21 protein-coding genes and 1 pseudogene are annotated in these 26,590 nt (G+C 73.4%); 12 read left to right on the forward strand and 10 right to left on the reverse strand.

Annotation, left to right across the window (positions count from 1 at the left end; translation table 11 throughout):
• Positions 1-305 precede the first annotated feature (305 nt).
• Both AC07AL_RS23445 and dhaL read left to right on the forward strand, forming a co-directional pair.
• Entirely contained in the window at positions 306-1,343 is a 1,038-nt protein-coding gene (locus tag AC07AL_RS23445; RefSeq protein ID WP_063345848.1) for a dihydroxyacetone kinase subunit DhaK, read from the forward strand.
• Positions 1,340-1,996: pseudogene (gene dhaL / locus AC07AL_RS23450) on the forward strand (dihydroxyacetone kinase subunit DhaL); the annotation flags it as partial. The gene AC07AL_RS23445 and the pseudogene dhaL, both read left to right, overlap by 4 nt.
• Positions 1,997-2,213: 217 nt before the next feature.
• Here the strand turns inward: dhaL and AC07AL_RS23455 are convergent.
• Both AC07AL_RS23455 and AC07AL_RS23460 read right to left on the reverse strand, forming a co-directional pair.
• A complete protein-coding gene (locus AC07AL_RS23455) occupies positions 2,214-2,906 on the reverse strand; it encodes an HAD family hydrolase (RefSeq protein ID WP_363586382.1) in 693 nt (230 codons plus the stop codon).
• Positions 2,907-3,156: 250 nt separating this feature from the next.
• Positions 3,157-4,098, reverse strand: a complete 942-nt coding sequence (locus AC07AL_RS23460; protein WP_478318055.1) for a ScbA/BarX family gamma-butyrolactone biosynthesis protein — start codon at positions 4,096-4,098, stop codon at positions 3,157-3,159.
• Between the two features lie 114 nt (positions 4,099-4,212).
• Between AC07AL_RS23460 and AC07AL_RS23465 the strand changes: the two genes are divergently transcribed.
• Positions 4,213-4,872, forward strand: a complete 660-nt coding sequence (locus AC07AL_RS23465) for a ScbR family autoregulator-binding transcription factor (RefSeq protein ID WP_478318056.1) — start codon at positions 4,213-4,215, stop codon at positions 4,870-4,872.
• A 113-nt stretch (positions 4,873-4,985) separates the two neighbouring features.
• The gene (locus AC07AL_RS23470; RefSeq protein WP_363586385.1) at positions 4,986-5,723 is read left to right on the forward strand and encodes an MgtC/SapB family protein; all 738 of its coding nucleotides are present in this window, start codon (positions 4,986-4,988) and stop codon (positions 5,721-5,723) included.
• A gap of 25 nt (positions 5,724-5,748) precedes the next feature.
• Here the strand turns inward: AC07AL_RS23470 and AC07AL_RS23475 are convergent, their stop codons facing one another.
• From AC07AL_RS23475 to gcvPA, 5 genes are all read right to left on the reverse strand, one after another.
• On the reverse strand, positions 5,749-6,402 hold the full coding sequence (locus AC07AL_RS23475; protein ID WP_363586386.1) for a GntR family transcriptional regulator: 654 nt from the start codon (positions 6,400-6,402) through the stop codon (positions 5,749-5,751).
• A gap of 49 nt (positions 6,403-6,451) precedes the next feature.
• Positions 6,452-7,198 (reverse strand): SDR family NAD(P)-dependent oxidoreductase, encoded by a 747-nt coding sequence (locus AC07AL_RS23480; RefSeq protein WP_363586387.1) that lies wholly within the window; start codon positions 7,196-7,198, stop codon positions 6,452-6,454.
• A gap of 99 nt (positions 7,199-7,297) precedes the next feature.
• Complete coding sequence (locus tag AC07AL_RS23485; RefSeq protein ID WP_478318058.1) at positions 7,298-8,437, reverse strand: ATP-NAD kinase family protein; 1,140 nt, start codon at positions 8,435-8,437, stop codon at positions 7,298-7,300.
• A gap of 83 nt (positions 8,438-8,520) precedes the next feature.
• A complete protein-coding gene (gcvPB, locus tag AC07AL_RS23490) occupies positions 8,521-10,119 on the reverse strand; it encodes an aminomethyl-transferring glycine dehydrogenase subunit GcvPB (RefSeq protein ID WP_478318060.1) in 1,599 nt (532 codons plus the stop codon).
• Positions 10,116-11,474: an aminomethyl-transferring glycine dehydrogenase subunit GcvPA gene (gcvPA, locus tag AC07AL_RS23495; protein WP_478318062.1), complete on the reverse strand. Its 1,359-nt coding sequence runs from the start codon at positions 11,472-11,474 to the stop codon at positions 10,116-10,118. Before gcvPA ends, gcvPB begins: the two co-directional genes overlap by 4 nt.
• 96 nt (positions 11,475-11,570) lie before the next feature.
• Here gcvPA and AC07AL_RS23500 point away from each other — a divergent pair, with 96 nt between their 5' ends.
• The 7 genes from AC07AL_RS23500 to AC07AL_RS23530 all read left to right on the forward strand — a co-directional run bounded on the left by AC07AL_RS23500 (position 11,571) and on the right by AC07AL_RS23530 (position 21,616).
• Entirely contained in the window at positions 11,571-12,977 is a 1,407-nt protein-coding gene (locus AC07AL_RS23500) for an ABC transporter substrate-binding protein (protein ID WP_478318063.1), read from the forward strand.
• Between the two features lie 11 nt (positions 12,978-12,988).
• Positions 12,989-13,921: a carbohydrate ABC transporter permease gene (locus tag AC07AL_RS23505; protein WP_350884942.1), complete on the forward strand. Its 933-nt coding sequence runs from the start codon at positions 12,989-12,991 to the stop codon at positions 13,919-13,921.
• A complete protein-coding gene (locus tag AC07AL_RS23510) occupies positions 13,918-14,808 on the forward strand; it encodes a carbohydrate ABC transporter permease (RefSeq protein ID WP_478318064.1) in 891 nt (296 codons plus the stop codon). Before AC07AL_RS23505 ends, AC07AL_RS23510 begins: the two co-directional genes overlap by 4 nt.
• An 8-nt stretch (positions 14,809-14,816) precedes the next feature.
• A complete protein-coding gene (locus tag AC07AL_RS23515) occupies positions 14,817-16,919 on the forward strand; it encodes a beta-galactosidase (protein WP_478318066.1) in 2,103 nt (700 codons plus the stop codon).
• Positions 16,916-19,132 carry an MGH1-like glycoside hydrolase domain-containing protein gene (locus AC07AL_RS23520; RefSeq protein ID WP_478318067.1) on the forward strand — a complete coding sequence of 739 codons (2,217 nt, stop codon included), beginning with the start codon at positions 16,916-16,918 and terminating at the stop codon, positions 19,130-19,132. The genes AC07AL_RS23515 and AC07AL_RS23520 overlap by 4 nt, the downstream gene beginning before the upstream one ends.
• 42 nt (positions 19,133-19,174) lie before the next feature.
• Positions 19,175-19,897: a ribonuclease H family protein gene (locus tag AC07AL_RS23525; RefSeq protein WP_478318069.1), complete on the forward strand. Its 723-nt coding sequence runs from the start codon at positions 19,175-19,177 to the stop codon at positions 19,895-19,897.
• A gap of 165 nt (positions 19,898-20,062) precedes the next feature.
• Positions 20,063-21,616: an alpha/beta fold hydrolase gene (locus AC07AL_RS23530; protein ID WP_363631983.1), complete on the forward strand. Its 1,554-nt coding sequence runs from the start codon at positions 20,063-20,065 to the stop codon at positions 21,614-21,616.
• Positions 21,617-21,672: 56 nt separating this feature from the next.
• Here the strand turns inward: AC07AL_RS23530 and AC07AL_RS23535 are convergent, their stop codons facing one another.
• From AC07AL_RS23535 to AC07AL_RS23545, 3 genes are all read right to left on the reverse strand, one after another.
• Positions 21,673-22,782 carry a Rieske 2Fe-2S domain-containing protein gene (locus AC07AL_RS23535; protein WP_478318070.1) on the reverse strand — a complete coding sequence of 370 codons (1,110 nt, stop codon included), beginning with the start codon at positions 22,780-22,782 and terminating at the stop codon, positions 21,673-21,675.
• 356 nt (positions 22,783-23,138) lie between these two features.
• Positions 23,139-24,668 carry an MFS transporter gene (locus AC07AL_RS23540; protein ID WP_363586398.1) on the reverse strand — a complete coding sequence of 510 codons (1,530 nt, stop codon included), beginning with the start codon at positions 24,666-24,668 and terminating at the stop codon, positions 23,139-23,141.
• Between the two features lie 163 nt (positions 24,669-24,831).
• Positions 24,832-25,608, reverse strand: coding sequence for a hypothetical protein (locus AC07AL_RS23545; RefSeq protein WP_363586399.1), 777 nt, complete (start codon positions 25,606-25,608; stop codon positions 24,832-24,834).
• A gap of 546 nt (positions 25,609-26,154) precedes the next feature.
• Between AC07AL_RS23545 and AC07AL_RS23550 the strand changes: the two genes are divergently transcribed.
• Positions 26,155-26,590: SDR family oxidoreductase (locus AC07AL_RS23550; protein WP_478318074.1), on the forward strand; the 436-nt coding region annotated here is incomplete at its 3' end.

Below are 26,590 nucleotides of genomic sequence, written 5' to 3' on the forward strand. Positions count from 1 at the left end.
TAGCATCCGGCCGCCGCGGGAACGCCGGGAACGGATTACGGCCCGGGCGCCGGGAGATCGTGCGGAAGCGGGGGGAAACCGGGGCCCGTGCCCGCCGGACCGGCGGGCGCGACATCACCCGAGTGGGTGCCGCGACCCTTCGGGGCGCCGGCGCCCCGAAGGCCCGGAACCGCCCGCCGGGCGGCCGTTCCGGGCCCTCGCGCACTTCCGTCTGCGGGTTGCCGCGCGCGGGCGCCTGCCCAAGCATGGGTGAACGTGATCGGCGATCGCGCGCAGCGCGGCCGCCCTACCGAGCGGAGCCGGACGTGGCCCCTTACCTCGAAACCGATCAGGACGCCCTGGTGGCGAGCGCACTCGCCGGATTCGCCCGGGCCCACCCATCGCTCGTCGTCCACGACCCCGACCTCGGATTCGTCCGCGCCCGTGACCGGGCCCCCGGGCGCCGGGTCGGACTGCTCTCCGGTGGCGGCTCCGGGCACGAGCCCCTGCACGTCGGATTCGTCGGCCGGGGCATGCTCGACGCCGCCTGCCCGGGCCGGATCTTCGCCTCACCGCACAACCGGCAGATCTTCGAGGCCTCGCGCGCGGTCGCCGGCGAGGACGGCGTCCTGCACATCGTGAAGAACTACACCGGCGACCGGATCAACTTCGGCATCGCGGCCGAACGGCTGCACCGCCAGGGCATACCGTGCGCCAGGGTCCTGGTGGACGACGACCTCGCCTCCGAGTCCGAGTCCGTCGCCGCCGGCCGGCGCGGGACGGCAGCCACCGTCCTGGTGCAGAAGATCCTCGGAGCGGCCGCCGACCTCGGGCTCGGACTGGCGGAACTCTCGCTGCTGGGAGCGGAGTTGGCCGGGCGCTGCCGCAGCATCGCGGTGGCCGGTGCCGCACACACCTCCCCGGCCACCGGCCGGCCGGCCTTCGAGGTGTCGGACCGGACGGTCGAGTTCGGCGTCGGCATCCACGGCGAACGGGCCGAACTCTCCCTGGAGTGCGAACCGCTGGCCGTCCTGGTGGGCCGGATGGCGCTGCGCCTGCTGGAGGCGCTGCGCCCGGCCCGCGCCCCCCTGGTCGCGCTGGTCAACGGGCTGGGCGCGACCACCGGCCTGGAGCTGTACGCGGTCCTGTACGAACTGGCCGCAGTCCTGGACGCCGGCGGGCGCCGCCTGGCGCGCAGCCTGGTCGGCGACTACGTCACCGCCCTCGACATGCGGGGGTTCTCGATCACCCTGCTCGCCGCCGACGAACAGACGCTCGCGCTGCTCGACGCCCCCGCGTACACGGCGGCCTGGCCGGTCGCGCAATCGGCGCCGGCCCCCGGTCACCAGGAGGTCAGGAGATGACGGGCACGAAGGCCTTCGACGGCCTCTTCACGGCGGGCTGGATGCGGCGGTTCGCCGAGACCGTCGCGGTCACCGAGGAGGAGCTCACCCGGCTCGACCAGGCCGCCGGGGACGGCGACTTCGGCGTCAACCTGCTCACCGGCGTGCGGTGCGCCCTGGCCGCGCTGGACCGGCTGCCACCGGGGCGCCAGGCCGCGGCGGTACCGCTGGGCGCGGCGGCGGGCGCGTTCCTGGACGAGGTCGGCGGGACGAGCGGGCCGCTGTTCGGCCTGGTGCTCCAGGAGCTGGCGGCGGCCGTCGGCACCGGCCCGCTGACCGGCCCGGCCCTGGCCCGGGGAGCGACGGCGGCGCTGGAGGCCGTCCAGCGGGTGGGGGAGGCGCGGCCGGGTGACAAGACGCTCGTCGACGCCCTGCACCCGGCCGCACTGGCCCTGCGCGGCTGCACTCCCGATGCCCGCCCGGACGACTGCCTCGCGGCGGCCGCCGCCGCCGCGGCGGCGGGCGTCCGCCGGACCAGGGCCCTGCGGGCCCGCCGCGGCCGGGCCAGCTATCTCGGCGAACGGGCCTCGGGAGTGCCCGACCCGGGCGCCGTGGGCATCGCGCTGCTGTTCGCCTCGGCGCACGCGGTGCCGCGGACGCTGGACGGAGTGCTGCGCGATGACAGCGCTGCTGACCGCGCGTCCACCGGCAGCGTGTCTACCGACACCGCGCCGACCGACACCACGTCCACCGACACCGCGTTCGGCGGGCCCGATCCGCTGTGCGGCCCCGAGCCGGCCCCCGCCGGACCGTGACCGCCTGGCCGGGTCCCCACCCGGCTTGCGCTCCGCCGGGCGCTGCTCCGCCGGGCGCTGCTCGGCCGGGGGCCGCTCAGCTGGTGAGGGCGAGAGCGCTCCGGCGCCGGACCCAGTCGAGCAGTCCCGGCTCGCCCAGGGTGGCGACCCACAGGTCGACCGCGTCCCGCGCCTCGGCCGACGGGTGCGGTCCGACACCGATCACCCGCAGCCCCGCCAGGACGGCCGAGCGGATGCCGCAGAAGGTGTCCTCCACGGCGAGGCAGTCGGTGGGCTCGGCGCCGCAGAGCCGGGCGGCGGTCAGGTAGACGTCCGGCGCCGGCTTGGGCCCGATCCCCTCGGCCGGGACCACGATGTGCTCGAAGTGTTCGAGCAGTCCGGCGCCGCCGAGTCCGGCCTCGATCACGTCGCGCGGGCAGTTGCTGGCGACCGCCAGCGGGACGAACCCGCTGAGCCGGCCGACCAGTTCGGCCGCGCCCGGCATCGGGACCGGGTCGGCGTCGACGAGCGCCCGGAAGCTCGCCAGCAGCCGGTCGGTCAGCTCCGGCGCCAGCGAGGGGTCGCCGGCGGTCTCGGCCATCAGCCGCCCGCAGTCCGAGTAGTGCAGCCCGGCCGCGCGCGCCGTGAACTCCGGTCCGGCCGTGAGTCCGTAGCCCCGCAGCACCTCCGCACGGGCCTCGTGCCAGTGCGACTCGGTGTCCATCAGCGTGCCGTCGCAGTCGAAGACGACGGCTGCAGGGGTCCAGTCGTTGATTCTCTCCACGGTCATGCCTACGCCCTTCAGGTGGGATTGGCTCTGTGGGATTCGCCGGGGTGCGCGTCGGGACGAGGGGGGGCGGCCACGGCCTGGGGCCGTCGCCGCTTGCCGACCTGTCCGGGGCCGGAATCTGGAGCGCGGCAAAACGACGCGCATCGGCGTCCGGGCCGGAGAAAACGACCCGGAACATAACGATCGCAACGTTACGATCGATATGTTTCGCGGTCAAACTTGGCGGCCCTAGATTTGCCGGGTCTTTACTTCAATAGCCCAACGACCCCACGGCGGTGATATGACCGTTCTGACGAATATGAAAAACACACAAATGCTCGTACTCGGTGATGCCGACTTCCGGGAGGGGGGCGAACTCGGTGAACCGCACGGCCTTCATCCGGTAGTCGACGGGGTGCGACAGCCGCCCCGCGCTCCGCAGTGCCGCGGCCTGCCGGGCCGCCTCCAGCAGCACCATGCCGGGCATGTGGTCGGACGGGTGGTCGAAGAAGAACGGGTGCGCCGGATCGGCCGGGCAGATCAGGAGGGGGCCATCCGCCCACGAACGACCGGCCGCGCGCGTCACCAGCACGTCGGAGGGCAGGGCGACGCCGACCTCCGCCGGTGACGGGGGGTCGGGGGGCGGGCCGGAGTCCGCGGGGTCCCCGGCCAGCGCGGTGCCGCGCAGGGCCGGGTAGGCGGGCCGTTCGACGAAGCGCGTGCCGCCCTCGATCCGGGCGAACACCACTCCCCGCGCGGAGCAGTCGACCCGCAGCCGCATGCCGGTGGGCCGGTGGTTTCCGGCCGAGGTCCGCAGGTCGTGCACCAGGGCCCGGCAGAGGACCGCCGCCGGGCCGTCGCCGCGCGGCTCGGCCGCCGGGTCGACCCGGCAGGACACGTCGGTGATCAGCAGGTGCGTGTCGGCCGGTACGCCGTAGTGGCGCAGCGGCAGGTAGATGCCCAGCTGGCGGGCGGTCTCCACGGCGATCAGCGGGTCGTGCCGCTCCCCGCGTCCGCGCGGGAAGGTGGGGTGGGAACGGGGCCACTGGGCCGCCGCCTCGAAGCGGTCGCCGCCTCGGGCCCGGACGTCGGTCAGCAGCACCTCCGCCACGGCGGCGCGGTGGACCAGTTCACGGGGGACCGTGCGGGACCAGCTGAGCGGTCGGGCAGGATGCCGGGCCGCCGAGGAGGGGAGGAAATCCAGCATCTTCATATTTACAGAAAATATCAATCCCCTTGGTTTCGCATGTCGTCAGTTGGCGATCCGGCCCGCGGATCACTACAGTGCGTGCGAAAAGCCGAGGTGATCTTGAAAAGGCAGAGGCGCGTGCAGAATCGGGCGGAGACGACACGGAGGTCAGTCCTCGAATCAGCTGCGCGATTGTTCGACGAACGCGGGTACGCGGGCACCAGCATCAGCGACATCAGCGCGGCCTCAGGCAGGACGAGCGGGGCCATCTACTTCCACTACACCAGCAAGGAGAACCTGGCCCGCGCCGTGATCGAAGCGCACTTCGCCACCTGGCCGGAGCTGGTCGCGCGCCACACCCGCACGCCGGTGCCGGCGCTGGAGCAACTCGTCCGGCTGAGCTTCGCGGTGGCGCGGGCCTTCCGCGACGACGTCGTGGTCAGGGCCGGCGCCCGGCTCTGGTCCGAGCGCGCGGCCATCGACGCCGACCTCCCGGTGCCGTTCGTGGGGTGGATCGACACCGTCCGCGTCCTGCTCGAACGGGCGGGCAGCGAGGGCGAGCTCGCCGCCCGGGTCGACCCGTCGACCGCGGCCCACGGCGTGATCTGCGCGTTCTTCGGGCTGCACACCGTCTCCGACGCGATCGACGGACGGCGCACCATCGAGGAGCGCCTGTGCGACCTGTGGGAACTGCTGCTGCCGGGCCTCCAGAAGAACCCCGACCCGGCCGCCCTGCTCGCCTCGGTCCGGCCCAGGCCGTCCGTGCGCGCCGACGGGTGGGGACTCGACGGGAATTGACGCGGAATCGACCCCCGGCCTGCCGGGAGGAGGCCACGCCGCCGGGCACCGGGCCCTAGCATGAATCACCACGTCCGGGGCCGGCGGTGCGGCGGAGAAGAGGCGTCAGGGCTATGGCAGCGGTTCAATGGGCGGCCGGGCCGTCCGGTCAGGGGTCGGTCCAGGTACTGGAGTTCCTGTTCGCCTTCCTGCTCTCCGGCCTGATCGGGGTCGAGCGGCAGATCCGCCAGAAGTCCGCGGGCCTGCGGACGTACACGACGGTGGGCAGCGGCGCGGCGCTGTTCACCCTGGTGAGCAAGTACGGTTTCGCCGACGTGGTGCGCGCGGGCACCGTCGAGCTGGACCCGTCCCGGATGGCCGCGCAGATCGTGTCGGGGCTGGGCTTCATCGGCGCCGGGGTGATCTTCGTGCACCGGGGCTGGGTGCAGGGCCTGACGACGGCGGCCACGATCTGGCTCACCGCGGCGGTGGGCTCCGCCGCGGCCGCGGGCCTGCCGCTGCTCGCGGCGCTGACCGTCGCGGCGTACTTCCTCGCGTCCTACGCGATCAGGCCGTTGCTCAACCGCCTGCCCGCGCTGCACCGGCCGCCGGTCTCGTACCGCATCGTCTACCGTCCGGGCAGGGGGGTGCTGCGGGACGTGCTGGACCAGTGCACCCGGGCCGGCTTCGCCGTCTTCGAGCTGCGCACGCTGTCCGGCACGGACGGGGAGCTCCCCGGCGAGGTCTCCGAGAAGCCCGTCGAGGTCGCCCTGTCGGTGCAGGGGCAGGGCGACGCAGGCGGGCTCACCGCGCAGATCGCGGCCGTGGCCGGAGTGCTGACCTGCGTCCGCGGCCGGTCCGACGAGGAGTGACGTCCCGGCCGCGGGGGAGAGCGCGTCAGCGGGCGCCGAGGGCCGGCAGGCGCTCCATGATCCGTTCCATGCCGCTGGTCCAGTTCGCCTCCAGGGCGGCGACGGCCTGCTCCACGTCGTCGTCGAGGAGGCACTGGGCGATCCGCTCGTGCTCCTCGGCGGCGCGTTCGAGGATCTCGTGGTCGCCGACGACCACCCGCTCGTAGCGGTGGAGGGTGAGTTTGAGCGAGTCGATCAGCTCGCGCAGCCGGGTGTTGGAGCAGCCGGAGAGCAACAGCGCGTGCCAGGCGTCGTCGTAGCGCTCTATGGTGCCGTGCGGGGCCTGGGGCGCGGAGAAGGCGCGGGCCTCCGCCAGCAGCCGGGGCGCGATGGCCGAGAGGTACGCGCGGTCGGAGGTCCGCAGCGCCAGCGACTCCAGGGCGATCAGGATGGCCGTGAGGTCGAGGAACTCCTGCCGGCCGGTGGGTGCGAAGCGAAAGCCCTTGCCGCGCTCGCTGGTGATGATGCCTTCGCGCTCCAGACTGATCAGCGCCTCGCGCAACGGGGTGCGGCTGACGCCCAGTTCCTCCGCGAGGTGGACCTCGTTGATCGACTCGCCGGGGGTGAACCGGCCGTGGCCCAGCCGCTCCAGGAGTTCGTCCTTCACCTGTTCGCGCAGCGGACGCCGCTCGATCGCCATCGGGCTTTCCCTTCTTCCTCGGTCCGTAGCGTACCGGCCGGGTGACTGGTCAGGCGGTCCCGGCGCCGTCCACGGCGATGATCGCGCCGCTGACGAACGTGGAGGCGTCACTGGCGAGGAAGGCGACCGTCTGGGCGATGTCCCGAGGCTGGCCGATGCGGCCGAGCGGTCGGTCGGCGGCGTCGGCGTAGAAGGCGTCCGGGCTCTCGCCGAGCTGGCGGGCCTCCTCGGCGAGCATACCGGTGTTGGTGTCGCCGGGGCACACGCAGTTGACGCGGATGTTGTCGGGGCCGTGGTCGATGGCCATGGCCCGGGTCATGTTGACGACGGCGCCCTTGGAAGCGCAGTAGGAGACGGCCCGGCCGCCGCCCCGGATGCCCCAGCCGGAGCCGGTGTTGATGATGCTGCCGCCACCGTTCGCGGCCATCAGCGGCACGACCAGCCCGCTGAGCAGCATGACGGAGCGGACGTTGACGGCCATCACCAGGTCCCAGTCGTCGTCGGCGATGTCGCAGACGGTGGACCGGCGGATGATCCCGGCGTTGTTGAACAGCACGTCGACGCCGCCGTGCAGGTCGACGGCGGTGCGTACGGCCCGTTCGCAGTCGGCGCGTTGGGAGACGTCGCAGCGGACGAAGGTGCCGCCGGTCTCCTTGGCGGCCCGTTCGCCGCGGTCGGCGTCGAGGTCGGCGAGGACGACGGCCGCGCCGAGTTCGGCCAGCAGCGCGGCGGTGGCCCGGCCGATGCCGGAGGCGGCGCCGGTGACGATGGCGCGCTTGCCGTGGAGGTCGATCACTGGGGGCTCCTCTTCAGGGGGTCTCAGGAGGTCTCAGGGGGGCGGGTCTCAGGAGGTCCGGCCGGCCCGGCTGGTCAGATGGTCGGGCCGGTCAGGCGGTCAGGCGGTCAGGCGGTAGACGGCGCTGGCGTGGCGGCCGGTGATCACCCGGACGTGCCCGGACAGGGCATCGTCCAGCTCCGGGTCACCGGTGTCCAGCAGCAGCGGGCGGCCCGCGAGGGCGGCGAGCTTCGCCTCGGTGGCGAGGACGAGCAGCCGCTCGCGGCCGGTGGCGCGCAGCAGTTCGGGGGTGAACTGCTGGTTGCCGCGGCCGAGCAGGAAGCCCTGGCCGCCGATCGGCGAGAGCGCGATCCACGGGGCGGCGGGCAGGGCCAGCAGCTGGTCGGCCCGGGCATCGCGGATCACGACCCGGGCGCCGCCGCCCGGTTGGAGGCGGAGCACGTCCACGCCGGTCAGACAGGCGTCCGCCGCGCCGAGCGCGGTGGCGACGGCGTGCGTCGTGCCGCCCGGGCCGAGGGCGAGCAGCCCGCCGGGGCCGACGCGTTCGGCGACCTCGGCGGCGATGCCGCCCAGCGCCTCGGGGTCGGCGGCGGAACTGCCGGTCTTGCGCTGCTGGACCCGGGCGGGCAGGACCGGGACGGTCAGCCACCCGTGCAGGCGGGCGGACACCCGGCCCTCCCGTAGCGCCGCCTCGTCGCGGTCCACGACCTCGGCGGACGCCAGCCGGACGCCGCCGCCCACCCAGGCCGCGGCCACCTCGGCGGCGGCGCGGGGGTGGACGGCGAAGACGGCGGAGTGCATCTTGACCCCGGCCGGGATGCCGAGGACGGGCGGTCCTGGCTCCGGACCGAGCGATCCGAGCGATCCGAGCGATCCCAGCGCGTCGAGGACGTCGCGGGCCGTGCCGTCGCCGCCGCAGAACAGCAGCAGGCCGGCGCCGGCCGCGACGAGGGCGCGGACGGCCGCGCGGGTGTCCGCCGCCGTGGTGCCCGGGCCGGTGGGCCGGTGGACCACCGTCGCGTCGAGGCCGGCCGCCCGCGCCGCGTCCGCACCCATCGGCCCGGCCGCCGTGAGCAAGGTCGAGTGCGTTGCGAGCACAGCAAATTGACGGAGCATCAGCTCCGTGCGGGAGGTCGCGGCCGGCCGGGCGCCGAGGGTGCGGGCCCGCTGCTGGACCTCGGCGCCGTCGCTGCCCTTGAGGCCGACCCGGCCGCCGAGTCCGGCGACCGGGTTGACCACGAGCCCGATGGTGGGGCCGGTCGTCGGGTTCCCGCCCGCCGGGCGGACGGCGGGAGTCGGACGACCGGCCCCGGGGCCCGCCGTCACGGCCGCTCGCCGAGGACCTTGCGGCGGTAGGCGCGCCAGCTGACGGCCCAGACCGCCGGGTCGTCCAGCGGTTCGTGCCGGATGCGGTGCACGGTGGAGTTGTGCGGGGCCGTGCGGACGGTCTCCGGGTCCTCGTAGGCCTCGCGGGCGACCTCGGCGAGGATCGCGGCGTACTCGTCGAGGTCGGCGCGGGAGTAGGACTCGGTCGGCTCCAGCGTCATCGGCTCGGGGACGACGTACGGGTGGTGGCTGGTCCAGTAGTGGGTGCCGAAGTCGGCGGCGCGGTACCCGAGGTCCTCGCTGTGCAGGCCGGTGTCCTCGTTGAGCTGCTGCCAGCTGTAGCGGACCTGCTCGACGCGCGGGCGCCCCTTGGCGTAGGGCACGGAGACGCCGCGGATCCGCTGGACCTGGTGCATCAGGTAGTTGTTGTTGAGCACGGCGGTCTCGGCCACCTCGCGCAGCCCCGCGGCGCCCATCGACATGATCCAGGCGTAGGCGCGGACCAGGTTCGGGACGACGCCCAGGTAGGGGCGGATCTTGCCGATGGACTCCGGCCGGTCGTGGTCCAGGACGTACCGCTCGCCGTCGAACTCGACGGTGGGGCTGGGCAGGTGGGGCGCGAGCTCGGCGGTGACGCCGCAGGCGCCTGCGGCGGGGCCGCCGCAGGCGTGCGGGGTGGAGAAGGTCTTGTGCAGGTTGAAGTGGCACAGGTCGAAGCCGGCCTCGCGGGCCCGGGTGATGCCGAGGACGCCGTTGGCGTTGGCCTGGTCGTAGGCGCACAGGCCGCCGGCGGCGTGCACGATGCGGACGAACTCGGCGATCCGGGGGTTGTAGATCCCGGTGTCCTCGGGGTTGGTGATGAGCAGCGCGGCGGTGCGCGGGCCGACGGCGGCGCGCAGCGCCTCGATGTCGGGGTAGCCGTCCGCGTCCGGGTGCAGGGTGATCACCTTGAAGCCGGCGGTCTTGGCGCAGGCGGCGTTGGAGGGGTGCGAGAAGGCGGTGGTGATGACCTCGTCGCGCTGCTCCGCCTCGCCGCGGGCGGCGAAGTGGGCGCGGATGACGGAGACGTTGGTCCAGATCGCGGCGGAGCCGGCGCCGGGTTGCAGCGAGACCCGGTCCATGCCGGAGACCTCCTTGAGCAACTGCTCAAGCCGGTGGACGAGTTCGAGCACCCCTTGGACGGTCGAGGGGTCCTGGGCCGGGTGCAGGGCGGCGATGCGCGGGTCGCGGACGAAGGCGTCGTTGACCTTGGGGCTGTACTTCATGGTGCAGGTGCCCTGGCCGACGTCGACGTTGAGGTCGGCGCCGAGGTTCTCCTGGGAGAGCCGCAGGTAGTGGCGGAGCACCTGCTGCTGGCCGAGTTCGGGCAGCGCGGCCGGGGTGGCGCGGCGCAGCGCGGCGGGCAGGCGGTCGGTGGGGCTGCCGACGGCGGCGGTGACGCCGGGTCCGGGGGTCGGTGGCAGGACGCCGCGCTCGCCGGGCGCGCCCAGTTCGAAGATCAGCTTCTCGTCCCAGCGGGCCTGGTGGAAGCGGCGCAGAGCGGGCTTGGGGGCGATCCGCGGGTCGGTCCCGCCGCTGTTCTGACGATCCGTCACTTGACGATCTCCTCAAGGGCGGTGGCGAGGCGGTCGATGTCGGCCTGGGTGTGGAGCTCGGTCACGCAGTAGCGGCCCTCGTGCTCCCCGGCCGGGGAGCCGGCGTGCAGGCCGCGGGCGAGCAGCGCGGCGGCGACCTCGGCGGCGGTGCGCCCGCCGGTGTAGCGGAGGGTGAAGTCGGCGAAGTGGACGGCCTCGGGGTCGGCGAGTTCCACGCCGGGGGCCTGGGCGAGGCGCCGACGGGCGTAGGCGGTGTTGGCGAGGATGGTCTCGCCGATCTCGCGCATGCCGTGCGGCCCCATCAGCGAGAGGTAGACCCCGGCGGCGATGCCGTGCAGGGCGGCGGCGGTGCCGACCCACTCCTTGCCCTCCTCGCGCAGGGCGAAGGAGGTGCGCTCGTAGGCGACGTCGCCGAAGCCGTACTCGCCCGGCACGTCGGTGGGGGTGAGGCCGAAGAGGCGGCTGGGGTACTCGGCCACCAGGCGTTCGTCGTCGGCGCTGGCGATGAAGCCCGCGTTGCCGCCGCCGAAGCTGGGGTGGATGCCGAGCGGCTGGAGGTCGCCGCAGGTGAGGTCGGCGCCGAAGGAGGCGGGCGGGGCGAGCACGCCGAGGCTCAGCGGGTTGGCGCCGATGACGGCCAGCGCGCCTGCCTGGTGGGCGAGTTCGACGTACTGCGGCAGTTCGGGGTCGACCCGGCCGCAGTGGTCGGTCAGTTCGGCGAAGACGGCGGCGGCGTCGCCGGCGGCGAGGGCGGCGCGGACGGCCCCGGGCTCGGCCGGGACGAGCACGAGGTCGTGGACGCCGCGCACGTAGTCGCGGATCCGGGAGAGCTTGTCCGGGTCGAGGTCGCCGACCAGCAGGAGGCGGCGGCGCCCGGTGGCCCGGCCGGCCATCCGCAGTGCGGTCGCGGCGGCCTGGAAGCCGTCGTAGGTCGGCACGTTGACGACGTCGACGGCCAGCAGTTCGGCCATCAGCGACTGGTACTCCCACAGGGCCTGGAACCGGCCGTGGTCCTCGTACGGCTCACCGGCGTAGGCGGTGAGGAACTCGCTGCGGTTGACGACCTCGTCGACCACGGCGGGCACGTGGTGGCGGTAGCAGCCGGCGCCGAGGAAGCTGCGGCCGGGCGGGACGGCGGCGTTGCGGGCGAGCAACTCCTCCATGTGAGCGACCAGTTGCGCCTCGGAGCCGAGCGGCTCGGGCAGTCGCAGCGGGCGGTCCAGGCGGAGCTCGGCGGGGATGTCGGCGTAGAACTCCTCGACGCTGTGCGCGCCGATCGCCGCCAGCATGGCCTTCTTCACGTCGGGGGCGGAGTTGGGGATGTACGGGTGGGTCCGGGGGGCGCGTGCGGTCATCCTGGCACCTTCCGCGATTTCGGTCACAGGCCTTGACGGCACTGTGTGTGCTGAGTTCTGTATACAGCATTCGGCATTCACTCTTCAGGAGGCAAGATGTCGGGAGGAAAGAACTCAACCGGCACCCGGCACAGACGCCTTGACGCTCCGGTGGGCAGCCGGGCCGGATCCGGACCGGGCCCCACCCGGCGCCGGGTCCTCGGCGCCGGGCTCGCGGGCGGCGCGCTGCTGCTGACCGGGGCGACGGGCTGCGCCACCGGCGGCGCCGGCGCCCCGGACGCCAAACGGCTGGACGCGAGTTCGGGCGGCAAGGTCGCCGGGAAGATCACCATCTGGTCCTGGGACGTCGCAGCCAAGGCCATGCAACGGCTCGGCAAGGCCTTCGAACAGGCACACCCCGGCACCACCGTCGACGTCGTCGACATCGGCTACGACAACGCCTACGACAAGATCACCGTCGGGCTCGGAGCCGGCAGCGGACTCCCCGACGTGCTGACCGTCGAGGGCCACAGGATGCCCACCTACATCGGCAACTTCCCCCACGCGCTGGTGGACCTGACCAGCCGGGCCGGCGGCCTCGCGAAGGACTTCGCACCGTCCGCCTGGCGCACCGTCACCGACGCGGGCGGCCGCGTCCTCGCACTGCCCTGGGACAGCGGCCCGTGCGCCCTCTTCTACCGCCGTGACCACTTCCAGCAGGCCGGAATCGACCCCGCCACCCTCACCACCTGGGACGACTACCTCGCCGCCGGCACCACCCTCAAGGACCGCACCGGCAAGAAACTGCTCATCCTGGACGCCAAGCAGGACAGCATGTTCGCCCTGCTGCTCCAACAGCAGGGCCAGGGCTGGTTCGTCGACGGCAAGGTCGCCGTCGCCTCACCCGCCGCCGAACGGGCGCTCACCCTGATGAAGCAACTGGTCGACCGGGGCCTGGTCGACTTCGAGAACGGCTGGGACGGCCTGGTCTCCGGCACCCACGACGGCAAGGCCGCCACCACCCCCACCGCCGCCTGGTGGGACGGCACCCTCACCGGCGACATGGCCGACCTGAACGGCAGGTTCGGCGTCGTCCCCCTGCCCGCGTTCGACCCCGGCGGCTGCCGCACCTCCAACAGCGGCGGCTCCACCCTCTGCGTCACCGCCCAGAGCAAGAACCCCGAACTGGCCTGGGAATTCCTCTCCTTCCTGCTCGCCGGCCGGGCCAACCAGGCCTCGATGATGGAGCACGAAGGCCTCTTCCCCGCCTACCTCCCGGCCCTGGACGACCCGTACTTCCAGCAGCCGGACCCGTACTACGCGAACCAGCCCGCCATGCGGCTCCTCGCCGACCTCGCCCGGTCCATCCCCACCGTCGAGAGCACCGCCGACGACTCCAAGGCCGGCGACATCGTCAACACCGCCGTCAACCAGGTGCTGCACAACGGAGCCGACCCCGGCACCGCGCTGCGCTCCGCCGCCCGCCAGATCGCCACCGCGACCAGTCGCCAGCCGGCCCCGTAGGGACACGCGCCATGACCAGTCTCCAGGCCCCCGCCCCCCGGGTGGCCGCCGCGCCCGCGCGCACCGCGCCCACCCGGCGACGACGGCTGCCACGCTCCGCGGCCTGGCTCTTCGCCGGGCCCACGGCCGTGCTCTTCATCCTCTTCTTCGCCTATCCGCTCGGCGCCAGCCTCTACCAGAGCTTCACCGCCCGCCGGGACGGCGCCACCGTCTGGGTCGGCCTGGACCAGTACCGGCGGATGCTGGACGACCCGGCCTTCCTGCACTCCCTGGTCAACACCGGGATGATCCTGGCCGTCCAGGTGCCCGTGATGATCGGCCTGGCGCTGGTGCTGGCCGTCCTGCTGAACCAGTCCTGGCTGCGCTTCCGGGCCGGCTGGCGGGCCGTCTTCTTCCTGCCCGCCGTCACCACGCTGGTCGCCTACGCCGTCGTCTTCCAGGTGCTGCTGCGCACCGACGGCGGCCTGGCCAACCAGCTCCTGCACGCCCTGGGCGCCGGCCCCGTCGACTGGCTCAACTCGCCCACCTGGGCCAGGATCTCCCTGATCGGCTCGGTCACCTGGCGCTGGACCGGCTACAACGCCGTCATCCTGCTCGCCGGCCTGCACGCCATCGGCCGGGACCAGTACGAGGCCGCCGCCCTTGACGGCGCGGGCACGCTGCGCACCTACACCAGCGTGATCCTGCCGCAGCTGCGGCCGGTGGTGCTGTTCTGTGTCATCACCTCTACCATCGGCACGCTCCAACTCTTCGACGAGAACTACGTGCTGACGCGCGGCGGCCCCGGCGACGCGACCCTCACCCCGGTGGTCTACCTGTACAAGGTCGGCTTCCAGCAGCTCGACTTCGGGTACGCGGCCGCGATCGCCTGGGTCGTGGTGCTGGTCATCGCCGCCGTCTCCCTCCTCCAGTTCCGGTTCTACGGAAGGGAACGCCGCCGATGAGCGCCACCTCCGCCCGCCCCCGGCCCGCCCGACCGGCGGCCGTCCGCCCACCGGTGGCCCGCCCGCCGGCCGCCCGGCTCGGCCGCGCCGTCGTCCTGGCCGTGCTCGCCCTCGGCGCCGTCGTCAGCCTGGTGCCGTTCGCCTGGATGCTGATCGCCAGCACCCACAGCAGCTCCGAACTCTTCCACTCCCCGCCGCCGTTCCTGCCCGGCGGGGAACTGCTGCGCAACCTGGCGCACCTCCAGCAGAGCATCGGCTTCGGCCGGGTGCTGCTCAACAGCCTCGGCGTGGCCGTCGTCTACACCGCGCTGAGCTCCCTGCTGTCGGCCATGTGCGGCTACGGGCTGGCCAAGTACCGGTTCCGGGGTCGCGGGCTACTGCTCGGGCTGGTGCTGGCGACCATGATGATCCCGCTCCAGGTGCTGCTCGTCCCGCTGTTCCAGATGATGGCCAGCGTCGGCTGGATCGACAGCTACCAGGCGGTCATCCTGCCCTTCCTGGCCAACTCCTTCGGCATCCTGCTGATGCGCCAGGGCTTCCTGGACTTCCCCGACGAACTCCTGGAGTCGGCGCGCATCGACGGCTCCGGCGAACTGCGCACCTTCTACCAGGTCGTCCTGCCGTGCGTGCGGCCGCAGTTGGGCGCGCTCGTGATCTTCACCTTCATGGGCCAGTGGAACAGCTTCATCTGGCCGCTTCTGATGCTCAACACCGAGGACAAGTACACCGTGCCGGTGGCGCTCAACACACTGACCGGGCTGACCCGCGTCGACTACTCCGGCCTCATGCTCGGCTCCCTGCTGGCCACCCTCCCGCTGGTGCTGCTCTTCCTGGTGTTCCAGCGGCAGTTCGTGGCCGGCCTGCTCGGCGGAGCGCTGAAAGGATGACCCCCCGCATGACCTCCCGTACTCCTTCCCACGCGGCCGCGCTGACCCGCGTGCCCGGCCTCCTCTACGGCGGGGACTGGAACCCCGAGCAGTGGTCCGAGGAGGTGTGGGCCGAGGACGTGAAGCTGATGGCCGAGGCCGGGGTCAACCTGGTCACCGTCGGGGTCTTCTCCTGGGCGCGGATCCAACCAGCGGCCGACAGCTGGGACTTCGGCTGGCTGGACCGCCTCCTCGACCTCGTCCACGGCCACGGCATCGCCGTCGACCTGGCCACCGCCACCGCCTCGCCACCCGCCTGGCTGGTCCGCGCCCACCCCGAGCTGCTGCCCGTCACCGCCGACGGCGTCCGGCTGGAGTTCGGCTCGCGCCAGCACTACTGCCCCTCCTCCGCCGTCTACCGGGCCGCCGCCGCCCGGCTCACCCGGGCCCTCGCCGAGCGCTACCACGACCACCCCGCACTCGCCCTGTGGCACATCCACAACGAGTACGGCGACCACGTCCAGGAGTGCTTCTGCCCCGCGTCCGCCGCCGACTTCCGGCGCTGGCTGCGCGAGCGGCACGGCGACGTCGACGAGCTCAACCGGTCCTGGGGGACGGCGTTCTGGTCGCAGCGCTACGGCTCGTTCGACGAGATCGAACCACCGCGCGCCGCGCCGGGGCCGGTCAACCCGACCCAGCTGCTGGACTGGCGCCGGTTCTGCTCCGACGCGCTGCTGGCCCTGCACCGCACCGAGAAGGCCGTCCTCGACGAGGTCTCACCGGGCGTGCCGGTCACCACCAACTTCATGTCGATGCTCAAGTCGCTGGACTACTGGGAGTGGAGCCGCCACGAGGACCTCGTCTCCGACGACGCCTACCCCGACCCGGCCGACCCCCGCACACACGTCAACGCGGCCATGAACTACGACCTGATGCGCTCCCTCAAGGGCGGCAAGCCGTGGCTGCTGATGGAACAGGCCCCCTCGGCCGTCAGCTGGCGGCCCGTCAACCTGCCCAAACGGCCCGGCCTGTACCGGCTCTGGTCGCTCCAGGCGCTGGCCCGGGGCGCGGACGGCGTATTGCACTTCCAGTGGCGCGCCTCCGTCGCCGGGGCCGAGAAGTTCCACAGCGCGATGCTCCCGCACCGCGGCACCTCCTCGCGCGGCTGGCGGGAGACCGTCAGGTTCGGGGCCGAGCTGCGCCGGCTCGGCGAGATCGCGGGCAGCCGGATCCGCGGGCGGGCGGCCGTCCTGCTCGACTGGGACAGCTGGTGGGCGCTGGAGCTGGACGACCACCCCTCCGCGCGGATGCGCTGGCTCGACCTGCTCCGGCCCTGGTACGCGGCCCTCCACGACCGCGGCGTGACCGTCGACTTCGTCCCGCCCACCGGCGACCTCGACGGCTACCGGCTGCTGCTCGCCCCCAACCTGTACCTGCTCGACACCGCCACCGCCGCCCGGCTCACCGCCTTCGTCCAGGCGGGCGGCCACCTGGTCTGCGGCCCGTTCAGCGGCATCAGCGACCGGCACGACCACCTCCACCCCGGCGGCCACCCCGGGCCGCTGCGGCCGCTGTTCGGCCTCGTCGTGGACGAGCACTGGCCGATCCCCGACGGGGCCGCCACCACCGTCCGGCTCGATGACGGCGGGCCGGAGCTGCGGGCCGAGCACTGGAGCGAATGGATCGACACCGAGGGCGCCGAGACCGTCGCCCGCTACGCCTCCGGCGAGCTGGCGGGCCTGCCCGCCGTCACCCGGCACCGCCACGGCACCGGCAGCGCCTGGTACCTCGGCTGCCACCTCGGCGCGGACGTCGGCCGGGTGCTCGACCTGCCGCTCGCCGAAGCCGGGGTCGGCGCCGAACTGCCCGGCCTGCCGACCGGCGTCGAGGCCACCCGCCGCCGCGCCGCCGACGGCACCGACTACCTGTTCCTGCTCAACCACGGCCCCGCCGCATGCCGGGTGGCGCTGGACCGGACCGGCACCGACCTGCTCACCGGCGCCGACACCGGCCGGGGCGTCACCCTCGCACCGCTCGGCGCCGCCATCGTCCGGGTTCCCGCAGCCGGCCCCGATCCGGCCTCCCCGTCCACGTCTCCGTCTCCGTCCACGCCCGCCGAGGAGCGCACATGACGCCGTTGTCCCGCCGCCGACTCCTGGCCGCCACCGCCGCCACCGGCACCGCCCTCGCCGTGGCGGGCGGCGTCGCACCGGCCGCCCACGCCGACGACCGGCAGGCCGCCCCGTCCGACCTGGCTGACCCGTCCGCCCTGTCCGACCTGTCCGACCGCTACGCCGACATCCTCGACCTGCACGGCACCCCCGCGCAGGCCTACCCCGGCGACGCCACCGGCAACAACCCGATCAACGTCTTCGCCGACCTCGGCGCCTGGCACGCCTACGCCCTGCCGCGCCCGCAGGACCCGCTCGGCGGCTTCACCGGCCCCCTCCACCTCGCCCAGGAATACCCGTGGTGGCTCAGCGACGGCCTCAACCGCCTCCAACTGACCGAGCAGGGAAGGATCCTGGACCTCGCCGCCGGCGGCGCCCCCCGGCTCACCTCGCTGCCCGGGCTGCTGCGCCAGTCCTACGACCTCGGCGGCCGCCTGGCGCTCACCCTCGAACTGCGCTTCGCCAGCAACCGCACCGCCCTGGTCAGGGCCCGGCTGGCCAATGGCGGCCCGGCCGAACGGACCCTCCAGGTCGCCTGGACCGGGACACTGCTGCGCCCGGCCACCGGCCCCCAGCACGACGCCCCCGCCCTGGTCGCCGCCGAGCGCGGCGTCGCCGTCCGGTTCGCCCGGGTACGGCAGACCTGGGACTACCTCACCGACGGCACCGAGCGCTTCGAGGTCCGCCACGCGGCGCCGGTCCGCACCACCGTCAGCGGCGACGGCCACCGCACCGAACTGGCCGGGCCTGTCCGGCTGGCCCCGGGCGCGGCCCGCACCCTGGACTGGGCCGAGAGCTACACCTTCACCGACGCCGAGCACTCCCGCGCCGTCGCCGAGGCGGACGCCGCGCTGCGCGCCCCCGACCGGGTCGCCGCGGCGGGCGCCGCCCGCTGGGCCGGGTACGTCACCCGGGCGACCGAGGGCGTCCCCGCCGCGCGCCGCCGGACGGCCGTCAAGTGCGTGCAGACCCTGGTCACCAACTGGCGCAGCCCGGCCGGGCGGATCCGGCACGACGCGGTCACGCCCACGCTCTCGTACAAGTGGTTCAGCGGGGTCTGGGCCTGGGACACCTGGAAGCAGGCCGCCGGCACCGCCGTCTTCGCCCCCGACCTGGCCGCCGACCAGATCCGGGCGATGTTCGACCACCAGATCCGGCCCGACTCCGCCGACCGCCCGCAGGACGCCGGGATGATCCCGGACTGCGTCTTCTACAACGACCCGAGCACCGGCGGCGGCAACTGGAACGAGCGCAACTCCAAGCCCCCGCTGGCCTCCTGGGCGGTCTGGGAGGTCTACCGGCGCGGCGGCGACCGGGCGTTCCTGCGCGAGCTGCTGCCCAAACTGACCGCCTACCAGGACTGGTGGTACCGCACCCGGGACCACGACGGCGAAGGCCTGTGCGAGTACGGCGCCACCGTCGACCCGGGCAACGCCGCCCCGGCGGACTGCCTGGCGGCGGCGGCCTGGGAGTCCGGCATGGACAACGCGCCGCGCTTCGACGCCGCCCTCGGCACCGCCGTCGTCGCCAACCGCAACGCGCAGGGCGCCCTGCTGGGCTGGTCGCTCACCCAGCGCTCCGTCGACCTGAACGCCTACCTGGCCGCCGACCACCGCGCCCTGGCCGCCATCGCCGCCGAACTCGGCGACCGCACCGCCGCCCAGCGGCTGCGCGGACGGGCCGAGGCGATCGACCGGGCCGTGCGCGACACCATGTTCGACCCGGCCACGGGCTGGTTCCACGACACCGACCTGGCCACCGGCGCCCGCCTCACCGCGCGCGGGCGCGGCATCGAGGGCGCGATCCCGCTCTGGTCCGGCACCGCCTCGCCCGCCCAGGCCCGCGCGGTCCGCGGGCTCCTGCTCGACCCGGCCGAGTTCGGCACCGCGCTGCCGTTCCCGACCGTCGCCCGCAGCTCGCCCTCCTTCGACCCGGCCGGGTACTGGCGCGGGCTGGCCTGGATCGACCAGACCTACTTCGCCATCGAAGGCCTGCGCCGGTACGGCTGGAACCAGGACGCCCGCCGGGCGACGGACCGGCTGCTGGCCGCGGCAGCCGGGCTCGGCGGCGACGGTCCGCTGCGGGAGAACTACGACCCGCTGACGGGGGAGGGGCGGAACTCGACCAACTTCAGCTGGTCCGCGGCCCTGCTCCTGCTGCTGCTCCGCGTCTGACCGATTTGGCCCGGGCCTGCCACGTCCTGGCATGATCGGGGCATGGTCGAACGAGTCATTGCAGCGTGTGACGGAGCAGCCAAGGGCAACCCCGGTCCGGCGGCCTGGGCCTACGTGGTGGCGGACGCCGCCGGGGTGCCCCAGCGCTGGCAGGCCGGTCCGCTCGGGCACAGCACCAACAACGTGGGCGAGCTGACGGCGCTGGAGCAGCTGCTGGCGTCGACGGATCCGGCCGTCCCGCTGGAGGTCCGGCTCGACAGCACGTACACCCGCGACGCGGTGACCAAGTGGCTGGTCGGCTGGAAGCGCAACGGGTGGAAGACCGCCGCCGGCAAGCCGGTCGCCAACCGCGAGCTGATCCAGCACATCGACGAGCTCCTGACCGGGCGGGACGTCACCTTCATGTACGTCCCTGCCCACCAGGTGAACGGCGACCCGCTGAACGCCATCGCCGACAAGGCCGCCAGCGACGCCGCCCGCCGGCAGCAGGCCGCGGGCGGAACCGCCGCCGACCTCCCCGAGCCGGACCCGGCCCGGACCACCCCGGCGCGGGCCGCCCGCCCGGCCTCCTCGTCGGCGGGCTCGTCGGCCGGTTCGTCGGCCGGCTCGTCCACGGCGAAGAAGCGCTCCTCGGGCGGTTCGCGGACCCTGGCCGCCCGCTTCCCCGGCACCTGCCCCTGCACCCGCCCCTACGCCAAGGGCGACACCATCACCAAGGTGGGCAGCAGCTGGGGGCACCCGGAGTGCGCGGGCGCCCACGCGTAGGACCTGTCCGACGCCGGACGGGCCGACACCGGCCCGTCCGGCCCGCCCTGGTCGAACTCACCCCCGGGGTGGAGCCGGGTGGAGCCGGGTGGAGAAGCATCCCGGGTGAATTCTCCACCCCCGCGCCGAGGCTGACGGAACCTCACCAGTCCTAGCGTCGGACGCATGACCCGACCTACCGGCCGCACCACGGCCCGCGCCGGCGGCGCGCTGCTCACCGCCGCCCTCCTGCTCGCCGCACCACTCGCGCCGACCGCCGTCGCGGCCCCGGCGGCGCAACTCGCCTGGGGGTCCTGCCCCGCGCCGACCCCGAACGCCAACGGGGTGCCGTTCACCCGTGACCCGCGCCAGCAGTGCGCGACCCTGCGGGTGCCGCGGGACTACCACGACCCGGCCGAGGGCACGATCACCCTCACCGTCTCCCGGCTGCGCACCGCCGACCCCGCCCACCGGCGCGGCACCCTGGCCGTGGTGCCGGGCGGGCCGGGCGGCTCCGGACTCGACTACCCGGGCGAGATGGCGAAGCTGCTGCCGCCGGACGTCCTGCGCTCGTACGACCTGATCGGCTTCGACGAGCGGGGGGTGGGCAACAGCGCCCCGGTCCACTGCGACCTGTCCGCCGCCGAGCGGGACGCCCAGCTCAACTACCCCTTCCCCGGCCCCGACGGCTCGATCACCGCCAACCTCGACCAGGCCCGGCGGGTGGCCGACGGCTGCGCGGCCGCGAGCGGCGGCTACCTGGCCGACGTGACCACCGCCAACTCGGCCCGCGACCTGGACCGGATCCGGGCCGCCCTGGGCCTGCCCCGGATCTCCTACCTGGGCAGCTCGTACGGCACCTACCTCGGCCAGGTCTACGCCACCCTCTTCCCCTCGCACACCGACCGCGTGGTGCTGGACAGCACGGTGCCGCCGGGCGGGCTGGAGCAGGGGTTCAGGCTGTTCAGCGAAGGCTTCGCCGACTCCTTCCCGGCCCTGGCCCGCTTCGTCGCCGCCCAGGACGCCACCCTGCACCTCGGCGCCACCCCCGAGGCGGTCCGGGCGAGCTACCTCCGGCTGGCCGGCGAGGTTGACCGCGACCCGCTGCCGCTGTCGGGCGGCCGGCTGCTCACCGGCGGCGGCCTGCGCAGCGTCGTCTACGCCTCGCTGGTCAAGCCGAGCTACTACCCCCTCGGCGCGCGGGTCCTGCAACTGGCCGAGGAACGCGACACGACTCCGGCCCAGGCCCAGGCCCCGACGCCGGAGGGCGCGACGGTCGCCGCCGGGCCGACGGGCGCGGGCACCGGCGGATCGGGTGGCAACCCGCTGCCGCAGGTCATCCCCGACAACTTCCTCGCGGCCCAGTTCGCGGTGATCTGCGGCGACTCGGCCTGGCCCCGCGACCCGGCCGTCTACGCCGCCCGCACCGCCGCCGACCGGGCCCGGTACCCGCTCACCAACGGCATGAGCGGCAACGTCTGGCCGTGCGCCTTCTGGCACTACGGCCCGAAGGAACCGCCGGTCCGGGCCGACCCGGACGGCCCGCGCAACATCCTGATGCTGCAGAACCGGTACGACCCCGACACCACCTACAACGGCGCCCGGCAGACCCAGCGCGCCTTCGGGCACCGGGCGGCGATGGTCACCTTCGACACGACCGCGCACGGCGTCGACTTCACCGACCCCCGGGTGCTCGCGCCGTTCACCGCCTTCCTGCTCGGTGGCCGGCTCCCGAGCTGAGCAGACGGCCGGCCGGGGCCCCGACCCGGGCCCCGGCCGTCCGTCCGTCCGTCCGCTCAGGGCTTGGCGAGCCCGCTGCGGGCACCGTTCTCGGTCCGGACCGTGAGGGCGGTCGGCGCGGGCAGGTGTTCCTGGGGGTCCGGCGGGTAGAACTGCCGGGCCCAGTGCCGCAGGGCGCCGATCGGCCCGTCGCCGGGGGCGAGCCGGGGCGGTGACAGGTACTTCTTGGTGGACCAGATCGGGAAGTCGGCCGCCGTGAACTCGCAGCTCCGCTTGAACATCGGGCCCGCCAGCAGGCTCGACAGCGACCGGCTGACCGCCCTGCCGACCGCGGGCGGCAGCCGGGACGGCTCGTCGAAGGAGAACCGGCTCGCCTGCCGGAACTGCATCCGGCCGGGCGCGACCATGGTGGCCATCACCAGTGAGCACATCTTCAGGCCGAGGGCCGGGGTGTGCACGTCGGTGTGCAGGCAGGCGAGGCCGTAACCGTCGACCTCGATCTCGACCTGGCGCCGGCCCAGCAGCGGGAAGTCCTCCTGCACCCGCATCGAGACGTGGAAGCGCGTGCCGTCCCAGTCGATCGGGGCCGCCAACTCGCCGCTCGGCCAGCCGTGCAGGGTGACGAAGTGGCCCAGGTCCACCGCGTTCTCCATGACGTCCTGGGCGTAGCCGGCCATCTCCCAGGCGGCGTGCCGGGACGGCTGGTGCCCGAGCGTGTGCCACGACGGGATCTCCCAGTCCGGTTGCCGGCCGTCGTGGTGGCGCCAGACGAAGACGGCGTCGTTCACCTCGCGGACCGGAAGCTGCGCCAGGGAGGCCTTCGGCGGCGCGGAGCCGTACCCGGTCCGCACGCACCGGCCGTCCGGGTCGAAGGCGAAGCGGTGGAAGGGGCAGACCAGGTCGTCGCCCTCCACCGCGGCCAGGCCGAGGTGGGCCCCCAGGTGCGGGCAGTACGGGCGGATCGCGCGGATCCGCCCGCTCCGCAGCCGGTACAGCACGACGTCCTCCCCGGCCAGCCGCCGGGTGAGCACCGTGCCGGGCTTGAGCTCGTCGGAAAAGCCGACCGAGGCCCACCCGTCCGGGTACGGCAGGCCCGGCGGCAGCGCGACGTCGCCCGCGGTCGGGCCCTCACCGATGGGCTGGACGTGCTTTAAGGACTCGCGCATGAACTCTCCTCCTGGCCCGCCAGGCTCCGATCTCGGCAGCTCAGCCGGCCCTCCCGGGCGATTCGTCTCCGAACGGAACGCCCCGCATGCTAGCCGCAGACCGATGGGGCCCGCACGAACAACATGGCTGATGCCAAAGAAGTCTGATGATTCATCAGAAAATCTCCGATGCGACCTTCGACGGCCGGACGGCTGAGCGATTCCCGGCCGGGCCGATCCACCGCACCGCCGTGCAGCCTGCCCGGCGTCGGCGCGCAGGCGGGGCTCGAAGACACGCCCTGGACTTCGGGACGGCGGCAAACGCGGTGAGGGGTGCGCGAGTTGACACGGATCCTGGTCATCGGCGGCGGCACCAGCTAACGATCCGCCGCTTCGACGGCGCTCAGCGGGGCCGCCAGGTCCTCCAGGCTGCGCCGTTCCGCCCGTACGCCGATCGCGGCCTCGACCAGCCCCGCGGCCGTCATCAGGGCCGCCCCGATGCAGAACGCGAGCGTGGTGTCGGAGACCTTCCCGCTGCTCACCAGGCCGTTGAAGAGCAGCGGGCCGCTGATGCCGCCGACCGCCGTGCCGACGGCGTAGAAGAAGGCGATGCACATCGCCCTGGTCTCCAGCGGGAAGATCTCGCTGACCGTCAGGTAGGCCGCACTCGCCCCCGCCGAGGCCAGGAACAGCACGGCCGTCCAGCAGGCCGTCATGCCGGCCGCGCTCAGCGCACCCTGCTGGAACAGCGCGGCGGTGCCGAACAGCAGCAGGCCGGAGCCGATGTAGGTGCCGGCGATCATCGGCACCCGCCCGACCGAGTCGAAGAGGTGGCCCAGGAGCAGCGGGCCGAGGAAGTTGCCGACCGCGATGACCGCGAAGTAGTAGCCGGTGTCGCCCTCCGGCACGTCGAAGTAGAGGGTCAGGATGACCGCGTAGCCGAAGGTCACGGCGTTGTACAGGAACGCCTGTCCGATGAAGAGCGCGAGGCCGAGCACCGTGCGGCGCGGGTAGCGGCTGATCACGGTGCGGGCGAGCGTGACGAACCCGAGCGGGGCGCGCTCGCGGATCAGGATCGGCCGGTCGGTGACGGCCGGAAGCGGTCGGCCGGTCTCCCGCTCCACGACCCGCTCGGCCTCGGCCACCACCTCCTCGGCCTCCGGCGCCCGCCCGTGGGTGAACAGCCAGCGCGGGCTCTCCGGGACGTGCCGGCGGACGAGCAGGATCACCAGGCCCAGCACGACACCGATCCCGAAGGCGAGCCGCCAGCCCACGTCGGTGGCGAACAGCGCGGTGTTCAGCAGTGCGACGGAGGCGAAGGCGCCGAGCGCGGCGCCGATCCAGAAGCTGCCGTTGATGATCAGGTCGACCCGGCCGCGCACCCGGGCCGGGATCAGCTCGTCGATCGCCGAGTTGATCGCCGCGTACTCGCCGCCGATGCCGAACCCGGTGAAGAAGCGGCAGAGGAAGAAGAACCAGGCCGTCCAGGACAGCGAGGTCACGGCGGTCGCCGCCAGGTAGACGGCGAGCGTCACCATGAAGAGCTTCTTGCGCCCGAGCCGGTCGGTCAGCCAGCCGAAGAACAGCGCGCCGGAGCAGGCGCCCGCCACGTACACGGCGGCCGCGATCGTCGTCACCTGGGTCGTCGAGATGGCGATGCCGCTGCCGGGCTGCGCGAGCCTGGCCGCCATGTTGCCGACGATCGTCACCTCGAGGCCGTCCAGGATCCAGACGGTGCCCAGGCCGATCACGATCCGCCAGTGCCAGCGGGACCACGGCAGCCGGTCCAGCCGGGCCGGCACGTTGGTCTCGATGACCCCGGTTCCGGCGGACCCGGACCCGGACCCGGCCCCGGGGGCCGCACCGTCGTGCGGGTTCCGCGCGGATGACTTCGCCGGATCGGCCATGCGGGGCTCCTTCGCTCGCCGTATCGAGACGCCCCGTCTGCCCGCTTTCCGCAGGATCGAACGCGGGCGTCCTCTTCGCTACGCTCGGTGAGCTTCGACGCTCCCTCCGTCATCATCCCCCGGGGGCGGAGGAGCCGCCCGGGGAGGCGCTGCTCCTGGCGGGCTACTGCTCGACGTACTTGCGCAGTACCTGCTGGTAGTCCGCGAACTCTGGCTCGGTGTGCAGCTTGGAGACGTCCTTCTTCAGGTAGACCATGCTGGGGCAGCTGGGTTTGGCGCTGCCCAGCAGCTGCTCGGTGCCGACCTTCCTCCCCGTCCTGGCCTCGTACACGGTCACCTCGTACCTGCCGCGGTAGAGCTTGAGGGTGTCCGAGGTGAACTTGCAGTCGGTGAGGAACTCGCCCTCGTCGGGTGAGCCCAGGCAGGCGATCAGCTGGACGCGGTACGGGTCCAGGCGGGTCCCGCTCCAGTAGTCCGGCGAGCCGGCGGCGGGGGAGGCGGGGTGCGAGGAGCCGGACTCGCTGACGGTGAACATCGCGACCGGGTGCGGTCCGGCGCCGGTGTGCTCGGCGGTCTTGGGGAAGTACTTGCGCGCGATGTTGGAAGCGCAGCCGGCGTCGAGGTCGGAGATCCGGCTGAGTGCCTTGTCGCTCGCCTTCGGCTCGAAGATCACCCAGTACACGCCGTACCCGAGGAATCCGACCATCGCCAGCGCGACCACCCGTGCGGCGATCGTCCGTCCCTTGCGCCGGCCGGGTGTCAACTGCCGTGCGGCGCCGGTGGCGGCGCGCTTCCTGGTCGCCACGGCGTAGGCGAGGAAGAGGATCGGGGACGCCGCCACCACGGCGAACAGCACGCCGATCGGGGCGTTTCCGCCGTTGAACGCGATCATCGAGAAGACCACCGAGATTGCGGCGAGCAGGACTATCAGCTTGGCCATGAACATGCCCTCCCACGGGTCGACAGCAGCCGCGAGACTACCGCTGCCGGGGTGGGGCGCGGGCGCCCGGACCCGGTCCGGACGCGCTCCCGGGGCCCGCCGCTGTCGCCGCGCCGGTGTTCCGCCGGAATTCCACCCGCATTTCCGCACCAGCGGTGATTTTCTTCCCCGCCGCTTTCCGGAGCTCTTTCGAAGTCGATTTCCGGAGGTGGTGGAGAGGAGGTCGAGAGGTGCTGGAAAGGGCTTTCCGGCGGGGGTGCGGTGTGTTGTGGTGGGGTGGTGGTGGAGCCGGTCCGCACCTCCGTGGCGGACCGGACCGGCCGGACAGCCGCTGGTGGGCGGCGTAGACGCTCGCGCATGGATGTGAGTGCGGTGGCTATGGTTCGCCGACTCGGGGTGGATTTGAATGGTGCCATGACGACGAACCGGCCGGGCTCGCAGAGCGGTAGGGGCCCGCGGATCGCGTCGGACCTCCCGATCGCCGCCGGCGCCTTCGGGACGTCGGTTCCGTCAGTTTCCTCCGTCTCTCCGAATGAGGTGCTCGTGATGGCTCGTAAGGGTGTTGTGGATCTTCCGGTCGGTGCTGGTGTGGTGCTGGTGGTGGGTGGGACGGGTAAGACCGGTCGGCGGGTGGCGGATCGGTTGGCGGGGTTGGGTTACGGGGTGCGGGTGGGGTCGCGGTCGGGGGCGGTGGCGTTCGACTGGCATGACGAGGGGACGTGGGAGGCGGCGCTGGAGGGGGTGAGTGCGGCGTATCTGACGTACTACCCGGATCTGGCGTTTCCGGGGGCGGTGGAGGCGGTGGGGGCGTTCGCGCGGTTGGCGGCGCGGCGTGGTGTGGGGCGTCTGGTGCTGTTGTCGGGGCGTGGTGAGGAGGCGGCGGAGGCGGGGGAGAAGGCGGTGATGGAGTCGGGGGCCGCGTGGACGGTGGTGCGGTGCGCGTGGTTCAACCAGAACTTCAGTGAGAGTTTCTTCCTGGATC

The organism is Kitasatospora sp. NPDC043949 (assembly GCF_056435365.1).